General features: G+C 66.7%; 11 protein-coding genes. 1 reads left to right on the top strand and 10 read right to left on the bottom strand.

Annotated elements, in window-relative coordinates; translation table 11 throughout:
• Positions 1-545 precede the first annotated feature (545 nt).
• The 5 genes from rpsN to ACYQ1Z_RS18680 all read right to left on the bottom strand — a co-directional run bounded on the left by rpsN (position 546) and on the right by ACYQ1Z_RS18680 (position 2,823).
• On the bottom strand, positions 546-851 hold the full coding sequence (gene rpsN, locus ACYQ1Z_RS18700; RefSeq protein WP_009358853.1) for a 30S ribosomal protein S14: 306 nt from the start codon (positions 849-851) through the stop codon (positions 546-548).
• A gap of 2 nt (positions 852-853) precedes the next feature.
• Complete coding sequence (gene rpmG, locus ACYQ1Z_RS18695; protein ID WP_003798558.1) at positions 854-1,021, bottom strand: 50S ribosomal protein L33; 168 nt, start codon at positions 1,019-1,021, stop codon at positions 854-856.
• A complete protein-coding gene (rpmB, locus tag ACYQ1Z_RS18690; RefSeq protein WP_018763944.1) occupies positions 1,021-1,257 on the bottom strand; it encodes a 50S ribosomal protein L28 in 237 nt (78 codons plus the stop codon). Before rpmB ends, rpmG begins: the two co-directional genes overlap by 1 nt.
• Before the next feature lie 275 nt (positions 1,258-1,532).
• Positions 1,533-2,294 (bottom strand): SGNH/GDSL hydrolase family protein, encoded by a 762-nt coding sequence (locus tag ACYQ1Z_RS18685; protein ID WP_459794047.1) that lies wholly within the window; start codon positions 2,292-2,294, stop codon positions 1,533-1,535.
• Between the two features lie 49 nt (positions 2,295-2,343).
• Positions 2,344-2,823 carry a MarR family winged helix-turn-helix transcriptional regulator gene (locus ACYQ1Z_RS18680; RefSeq protein WP_459794046.1) on the bottom strand — a complete coding sequence of 160 codons (480 nt, stop codon included), beginning with the start codon at positions 2,821-2,823 and terminating at the stop codon, positions 2,344-2,346.
• 58 nt (positions 2,824-2,881) lie between these two features.
• Between ACYQ1Z_RS18680 and ACYQ1Z_RS18675 the strand changes: the two genes are divergently transcribed.
• A complete protein-coding gene (locus ACYQ1Z_RS18675) occupies positions 2,882-3,187 on the top strand; it encodes a YciI family protein (RefSeq protein ID WP_459794045.1) in 306 nt (101 codons plus the stop codon).
• On the opposite strand, the gene ACYQ1Z_RS18670 is transcribed toward ACYQ1Z_RS18675, so the two are convergent.
• The 5 genes from ACYQ1Z_RS18670 to ACYQ1Z_RS18650 all read right to left on the bottom strand — a co-directional run.
• Complete coding sequence (locus ACYQ1Z_RS18670) at positions 3,184-4,047, bottom strand: SGNH/GDSL hydrolase family protein (RefSeq protein ID WP_459794044.1); 864 nt, start codon at positions 4,045-4,047, stop codon at positions 3,184-3,186. The genes ACYQ1Z_RS18675 and ACYQ1Z_RS18670 overlap by 4 nt on opposite strands.
• Before the next feature lie 140 nt (positions 4,048-4,187).
• Complete coding sequence (locus ACYQ1Z_RS18665) at positions 4,188-5,273, bottom strand: siderophore-interacting protein (RefSeq protein ID WP_459794043.1); 1,086 nt, start codon at positions 5,271-5,273, stop codon at positions 4,188-4,190.
• On the bottom strand, positions 5,270-6,082 hold the full coding sequence (locus ACYQ1Z_RS18660) for an ABC transporter ATP-binding protein (RefSeq protein WP_459794042.1): 813 nt from the start codon (positions 6,080-6,082) through the stop codon (positions 5,270-5,272). The genes ACYQ1Z_RS18665 and ACYQ1Z_RS18660 overlap by 4 nt, the downstream gene beginning before the upstream one ends.
• 1 nt (position 6,083) lies before the next feature.
• Complete coding sequence (locus ACYQ1Z_RS18655) at positions 6,084-7,163, bottom strand: FecCD family ABC transporter permease (RefSeq protein WP_459794041.1); 1,080 nt, start codon at positions 7,161-7,163, stop codon at positions 6,084-6,086.
• Positions 7,164-7,207: 44 nt separating this feature from the next.
• Positions 7,208-8,292, bottom strand: a 1,085-nt coding sequence (locus ACYQ1Z_RS18650; RefSeq protein WP_459794040.1) for a FecCD family ABC transporter permease, incomplete at its 5' end; no start/stop codon positions are given.

The following is an 8,292-nucleotide window of genomic DNA, read 5'->3' as shown; positions in this document are numbered from 1 at the left end:
AACTTGGCACACTATTGAGTTCTCAAACAACAGACACACCCGGCACCACCCAAACCAACGTTCAGGATCGCTCCGGAGCAACTTTTCAAACTTACCCGATCCCCAACCTGGAAGCAAATCCATCTCTCAGGATTCCCATCGGCGGAAGATCGTCCCCCACCACTTCCCGGCGCCCTAAAGAGCAACCAGATCCTGGCGTTGAGTTGGGGTTTTGGCCACCCGGTGATCAGTTCTTCACTGTCTCCCCCGCGGCGACTCAGAAAACAATACACGCCCCCGCACCCCACCGCAACTCCTCGGGCCAGCAGCCAAAAACCCCGTAAACACGCGGCAAAACAAGCCGCGGAGGCACCCCACGCGCTTCCCGCCGTCGAAAGTTATCCCTGTGGGCTGCAGCACAGGTGAGTTCGACAAGCTCAACCACCAAGGACAGGCTGAAACACCAAGGGATTCAGCGGGCCCAGTCACGGGTTTAAACCAGGAAAGGGCCGGCAACCGTGATGGTTGCCGGCCCTTTCCCAACAGCTGCAGTCAGCCGCGCGGGATTACCAGGAAGACTTGGTGATGCCCGGAAGTTCGCCCTTGTGGGCCATGTCGCGGAAGCGGACACGGGAGATACCGAACTTCTGGAAGGTGCCACGGGGGCGGCCGTCGATGATGTCGCGGTTACGCAGACGGATCGGGGACGCGTTGCGGGGCAGCTTCTGCAGGCCCAGGCGGGCTGCTTCGCGTGCTTCGTCGGTTGCGTTTTCGTCAACCAGGGTCTTCTTCAGTTCGAGGCGCTTGGCAGCGTAACGCTCAACGATGACCTTGCGCTGCTCGTTGCGAGCAATCTTGGACTTCTTAGCCATGTTTAGCGCTCCTCTCGGAATTCGACGTGCTGGCGGATCTTGGGGTCGTACTTCTTCAGGACCAGGCGGTCCGGGTCGTTACGACGGTTCTTGCGGGTTACGTAGGTGTAGCCCGTGCCCGCGGTCGACTTGAGCTTGATGATTGGACGTACGTCCTTGTCCTTAGCCACTAGAGCTTCACCCCACGAGCCAGAATGTCGGCGACGACTGCGTCGATGCCGCGAACGTCGATGGTCTTGATGCCACGTGCAGAGACCTGCAGCGTGACGTTACGGCGCAGGGACGGAACCCAGTAGCGCTTCTTCTGGATGTTCGGATCGAACCGGCGCTTGTTGCGGCGGTGCGAGTGCGAAATGCTGTGCCCAAAGCCCGGCTCGGCCCCGGTCACTTGGCAGTGTGCTGCCATGACTTCTCCTCAAAGATTGGATGTAATGGTCCGCATATCTGCTGCTGGACCATGCGGCTAAGGGCGACCCCCATAACGAAGGGCGAACGGTTAGTCACGCAACTTGAGCCCCTAACTACCGGCCTCCTGGCGAAAATCACCGGGCAACCGGAGCAATTGCGCACGCTCCGCGCACTTAGCGCCTACCAAGTCTACGAGTTCGCGCAATTAAAGACCAATCCGGGCTTTTTGGGTGTATAAGCAGCGCCCGACGGCGTGCCGCACCAGCCGGGGTGTCAAAGCCGGGTCAGCTGGGGGTACTTGGGCGAGAGGTTGTCACCCGAGGACTTGCCGGTCACGCGGCGGACGACCCACGGGGCGGCGTATTCGCGGAACCATTGGGCGTTGGCGCGCATGGCCTCGGCGCGGCCCAGTTCGGGAACCGGGGTCATGGGCGGGATGTCGATGGAGTGGTCGTACTTGAGGACCTCGAGGACGCGTTTTGCCATGTTGGCGTGGCCTGCGGCGGACATGTGCATGCGGTCCCGCGCCCACATGCCCCAGTCGTAGTACTCGCTGAAGCGCCAGTAGTCCACCAGCAGGGCACCGTGGTCGCCGGCGATGCCGCGGACAAGTTCGTTGTAGATGGCTGTGCGGCCGCGCATGGTGCCGAACACCTTCGAGCCGCGGGCGTCGAACCCGGTGAACAGCACAACGGTGGCCCCCGTGGCACTCAACTTGCGGACGCCGTCGTCGTACTCCGCCAGGAGGTCGTCGATGTCGATGCGGGGGCGCAGGATGTCGTTGGCCCCCGCGTAGATGCTCACGAGGGTGGGTTTGAGTTCGACGGCGGCGTCCACCTGCTCAGCCAGGATCTGCCGGAGCTTCCTTCCGCGGATGGCAAGGTTGGCGTACCCGAAGCCGGGATCCGCGGCGCCCAGTTGCTCGGCAACCCGGTCAGCCCACCCGCGGACCCCGTTGGGGCGGGTGGGATCGTCGTCGCCGACCCCCTCGGTGAAGGAGTCGCCGAGGGCCACGAACCGGGAGGTGAATTCCATAGTGGCTAGTCTGCCATCCGTTGCTGGAAGCAACCAACCGGGGGGGCGCCTAGCTTTCGCGCAGGATCCAGTGGTCCTTGTCCAGCCGGCCGACCACCTTCTCGCCGATCCGGGCAAGGTCCAGGACGTCCTGTTCCGTGAGGGCATCCAGGAACAGGTCCCGGACGTCCTCCACGTGGCCGGGAGCGAGGCCGACGATGGTTGCCATGCCTTCCTCGGTGAGGTGCGCGATGGTGACCCGGGCGTCGTGCGGATGCGGCCGGCGCTCCACCCATCCGCGTTTCTGCAGCTTGGTGACGACGTGCGAAAGCCGCGACAGGGAGGCGCTGCTCCGGGCGGCAAGCTCGCTCATCGGCAGGAAACGGTCGTCCGCCTCAGACAGCATGGCAAGGACCGTGTAGTCGAACAGGGACAGCTTGCCCGCGGCGTGCAGCCGGGTGTCCAGGGCTGCAGGCAGCAGGGTGTTGATGCTGACCAGGGCCAGCCAGGCGCGTCGTTCGTCGGCATTGAGCCACCGCGGTTCGGTCATCCCCTTATTCTACGATTGATCTTTCAACTGACTGCGGCACGCCCGGTAGTCTGGGCGCATGTATGTTGTTTCCCTCACTTACCGGGTTCCGCAGGACATCGTCGATTTCCACAATGACGCCCACATCAGCTGGCTCCAGAAGGCATTCGACGACGGCGTCTTTATTGCCGCCGGCCGCAAGGTCCCGCGCACGGGCGGCATGCTGCTGTCCCAGGTGGACCGCGCCACCCTGGACGCCAGCCTGGCGCAGGACCCCTTCTACTCCAACGGCGTGGCGGACTTCGAGGTGGTCGAATTCCATGCCGGCCGCGTGGCGCCGGGCTTCGAAAACCTGCTGGACACCCCTCCCGCAGCCACCAGCTAAGGCGGCCCGGCCCGCCGGAGCGGGGCGCCGCCGTCGTCCATCGCTGCCGCAAGTTTTTTCAGGCCGCCCTTCCGCGGCACCTTAACCGGTTCGGGCCAGCGCGGGCCCAGCTGGTCACCCAGCGTGACGCCGCGCAGCTTCCGTCCGAACAGCGGCAGGACCCAGTCGTGCACCCAGCGGCGCTGCCGGCGTTCCCATTCCCGCAGCGTCAGCCGGGCGGGCGGATCCCAGTCCTTGGGTTTGATTTTGTGCGCGACGCCGAGCTGGTCCAGCACCTGCCCGGCCAGGTATTTGTGCCCCGCCTTGGACATGTGCAGGCGGTCCGCGTCCCACATGCGGCGGTCATGGAAAGCATCCAGGCACCAGTAGTCCACCAACACCGCCCCGTATTTGTTGGCAATGTCCCGGACGCGCTGGTTGTAGTAGGTGTTGCGCTTCTTCAACGGTTCCAGGAGTGCTGAGACTTTGACGTCGAACCCGGTGAAAAGGACCAGCGTGGCTCCGGTCCCGGCGAGCCTGGCCACGAGTTGTTCGTAGTCGGCCATGAGGGCGGCCATGTCGGTTTTGACGTCGAGGATATCGTTGCCGCCCGCGTAGAGCGTGACGAGCGTGGGATTCATCCGCAGGGCCGGTTCCAGCTGCTCGTCGATAATGTGCCGGAGGCGTTTGCTGCGGATGGCGAGGTTGGCGTACCGCCAGCCCGGCCGGGCCTTGGCGAGCTTCTCCGCCACCCGGTCGGCCCAGCCCCGAACTCCGTTGGGCAGCCGCTCGTCCCGGTCCCCCACGCCCTCGGTGAACGAGTCCCCAAGGGCAACAAACACCCGCCGGCCGGAAATGGGAAGCAAGGGTTCAGGCACCACAGCGCCAAAATAGCCAGCCAAGGAGAAGCAGGCACGACGGCGGGATGAACAGTAAGTGAGAGCGTTCGGCTCCAGCGCCCCAAAAGTGATAGAGCGTCGCAGGGAAAGCGGCAAAAAGTGATAGGGCGTTCGGAAACGCTTTACCCTTCGGCTTTGCCCTGCCTCCAGTACCCCATGAACGCCACCTGCTTCCGGTCGATCCCGACGTCGCGGACGAGGTACCGGCGCATGTCCTTGATGACTCCGGCTTCGCCCGCGATCCAGGCGTAGAAGGGCATGGCACCGGCGGGCATGTCCGGGTTCTTGGTGGCCCGGATCTCTTCGGTTTCCATGCGGGTGGGCGTTTCCCAGAGGATGTCCTCGTCCACGTTGACGTCCTCGGGTTCCGGCCCGGCGCCGCCGTCGACCGCTTTGAGCCCGACCCACCCGGGCACGGGGACGGCCTTGCGGACCGCTTCCTGCAGCAGTTCGCCGTGCGGGCGGGACCGTCCGATCTGCGCGCCGCGTGCCAGCCAGGTGATTTCGACGTCGGCCGGCGAGTGAAGTTCCAGGAAGTCGCCTGCTTCGGGGACTTCGAGGAAGGCGTGCCCGGTCATATAGGGCGGGAGGCTCTCGAGGATCGCGGAGATCGCGGGGACGGCGGTCTCGTCACCGGCGAGGAGGATGCGCTGCGCGAGGCCCGGCCGCCATTCGATACCGGAGTAGATTTCGGCGGTGACGCAGTGCGCGGCGCGGTTGTTGGGGCCGATGATGGTGATGGCGTCGCCCGGCCTTGCGTTCCGGGCCCAGTTGGCGGCCGGGCCGCCGTGGCCGTCGGCGTCGAAGTGCATCACGAAGTCCACATCGATCTCCGGGTACACCGCGTCCAGGCGGGACTGCCGCACGGTGTAGGTGCGCATGGAGCCGCGGACCGCCGGATCCATGGCCAGCCACTCCCGGTACCAGCCGGACGAGGCCATTTCGAAAACCGGCAGCGGAAGCGGGCTGCCGTCCGGCGCGAGGGACGGGATCATGAGTTTGATCCGGAGGTCGCGGGTGTCGCCGTGGACACCGAAGTCGCGCAGCGAGTAGCCGCCGAACGTGATCCTGCGGAAGTTTGGGCTGAGCACCTGCACGGAGGAGACGGTCACCTCGAACGCCAGGGTCATCGGCTCGGTGTTCATGGAAGCAGCATTCAGAGGAGCAGGGTTCACGGCCTTGGCGGCGGCAGCATCGCGGGTCTTCATGAAACAAGCTCCAGTTCAGTGGGGACGTGGTGGCGGCCGATGGGAATGATCAGGGGTGTTCCGGATACCGGGTCCGGAATAACGCGGGACTCGAGGTTGAAGACATTGCGGACCAGGCCTTCGGTGACCACGTCGCGGGGATTACCGACGGCCACCACGGCACCGGCCTTCATGGCGATGACGTGGTCCGCATAGCGTGCGGCGAGGTTGAGGTCGTGCAGGACGATGGCCACGGTGGTACCGCGTTTCCGGTTCAGGTCCGTCACCAGGTCCAGGACCTCCACTTGGTGGGCCAGGTCCAGGTAGGTGGTGGGTTCGTCGAGCAGCAGCACATCTGTTTCCTGGGCGAGGGCCATGGCAATCCAGACCCGCTGCCGCTGGCCGCCGGAGAGTTCGTCCACGTCGCGCCCGGCGAGGGCCAGCGTTTCGGTGGCTTCCAGCGCGCGCTGCACGGCGGCGTCGTCCCCCTCACTCCAGCTGCGGAAGAGGCCCTGGTGCGGGTAGCGTCCGCGGCCCACCAGGTCGCGGACGGTGATGCCGTCCGGCGCGGTGGGGTGCTGCGGCAGCAGGCCAAGGGTGCGGGCCAGTTCACGGGCGGGGCGGGAATGGATGTCCTTGCCGTCAAGGGTGACGGTGCCGGCCGCGGGTTTGAGGAGCCGGGACAGGCCACGGAGCAGGGTGGATTTTCCGCAGGCGTTGGCACCCACGATCATGGTCACCTTGCCCTCGGGGATTTCGGTGCTGAGGCCGTCCACGACGCAGCGCTGGTCGTATTTCAGCGTCAGGTCGTTGGCCTTGAGAACAGCCACGTCAGGCATCCTTTCGGTTGGCTGTGACCAGGAGCCACAGCAGGAACGGGGCGCCAAGCGCACCGGTGATGACGCCGACCGGCAGGACGGTGCCGTCCAGCAGCACGGGGGCGAGGTTGGCCGCGAAGTAGTCCGCCGCGAGGACAATGAGGGCGCCCACGAGGGCCGACGCCGGGAGGCTGGCCTTTCCGGTGAAGCGGCGGGCGATGGGACCGGCGAGGAAGGCGACGAAGGAGACGGGGCCGGCGGCCGCCGTCGCCACCGCTGCGAGGGCCACCGCGATGATCACCAAGGCCAGGCGTGCGGCGTTGACGCGGATGCCCAGGCCGGCGGCCGCGTCGTCGCCCAGTTCGAGGATCCGCAGCGGGCCCGCAATGACGGCCACCGCGGGGATGAGGACTGCGAGGGCGAGGAACAGGACGCCGGCCCGCTCCCAGTTGGCGGAGTTGAGGGAGCCGTTGAGCCAGACGAGGGCGTCGGCTGCGGTGCGGATGTCCGCGCGGGTCATCAGGAAGTTGACCACCGCGTGCAGGGCCGCGGCGATGCCGACGCCGGCCAGGACCAGGCGGTTGCCGGCGGCATTACCCCGGCTGGTCCCCCGCAGGGCGCCACCGGCGGAGATGGCGTAGATGATCCCGGCCACCGCCAGTGCGCCGGCCAGTGCCGCCCCGGAGACCACAGCGCCAGACGCGCCGAACATCACGATCGCGACGACGGCGGCCGCGCTGGCGCCGTAACTGATGCCAATGACATCGGGGCTGGCCAGGGGGTTGCGGAGCATCGTCTGGAAAAGGGCACCGGCCAGGCCGAATGCGAGCCCGATCATGGTGCCGATGACAGCCCGCGGGAGCTTGTTTTCCATGACGATGAAGCTGGCGCCGGGGATTCTGGGACCCCCGGTCAGGTGGTTGAAGACGATGGTGAAGAAATCGGGGATGGTCACCGTGTAGCTGCCCAGCAGCACGGAGGCGAAGAAGAGGAAGACGACGGCGGCGCCCAGGGCGGCTGTCCGGTTCAGGCCGTGCCGTCCCCGGCGTTGCCCGGTCACTTTTGGTCCTTCAGTGGCGGTGTTAGCCGTCATATCTGACAGCGCAACCCGGGTCCGCGTGCCCGTGTCTTTCAAGCTCACAGCCCGGCCCCCTTCCCGCGGCGGACCAGCCACACGAACACGGGGGCGCCGATGAGGGCCGTCATGATGCCGGCCGGCACCTCGCCGGGCAGCAGCACTACCCGGCCGGCGATGTCCGCGGCCAGCAGCAGCACGGGCGCGGCCACCAGGGAAAACGGCAGGATCCAGCGGTAGTCGGGACCGGTGAGGAACCGGACGGCGTGCGGCACCACCAGGCCCACGAACGCGATGGGACCCGCCATGGCTGTGGCGGACCCGCACAGCAGCACAATTCCCAGGGCGGTGAGGGCCCGGGCAAGTCCTACCCGCTGGCCCAGGCCGCGGGCTATGTCGTCGCCCAGCGCCAGGCTGTTGAGGATGCGTCCGGTCAGGAGGACAACGACGGCGCCGGCGAGCAGGAAGGGCAGTCCGGACAGCACCACGGACCAGTCGCGGCCGGCGACGCCGCCCACCTGCCAGAAGCGGAACTTGTCCAGGGTGTCCTTGCTGGACACCAGGACAACGCTCATGAGCGAGTAGAGGCCCGCATTGAGCGCGGCGCCCGCAAGGGCCAGCTTGACGGGGGTTGCACCGTCCCTGCCCAGGGATGCGATGGAGTAGACCACGACGGCGGCCACCGCGGCGCCGATGAAGGCGAACCAGATGTAGCCGGACAGGGAGCCGATGCCAAAGACGTAGATGCCGGTCACCACGGCGAGGGCGGCACCCGCGTTCACGCCCATGATGCCGGGGTCTGCGAGCGGGTTGCGGGCTACGCCCTGCATGGCGGCACCCGCCAGGCCCAGCGCACCCCCGGCCAGCAGGCCAAGGACGGTGCGCGGGATGCGGGCGTGGACCACTGCGTGGTCGCCGTTGGCCGGATCAAACTGCGTGAGCGCCTCCCACACGGTGGCAAGGGGAAGCCCGCGGGCGCCCACGGCAAGGGAAGCGCCCGCCAGGACGGCGAGGACGACGACGGCGGCAAGCAGCCAGGCGGCGCGCTTTCCGGGATAGGCACGGGCGGTCCCCGGGGTACGGGCTGCCGTTCCCGGCACCAAGATGGCGGGATTCCGGCCCTGGCGCGCCGCCGTCGTCGAACTCT

The sequence above is a fragment of the Arthrobacter sp. AD-310 genome (genome assembly GCF_054656615.1).
Note: the sequence above shows the minus strand (reverse complement) of the source record. Positions and strands in the feature narration are given on the sequence as shown.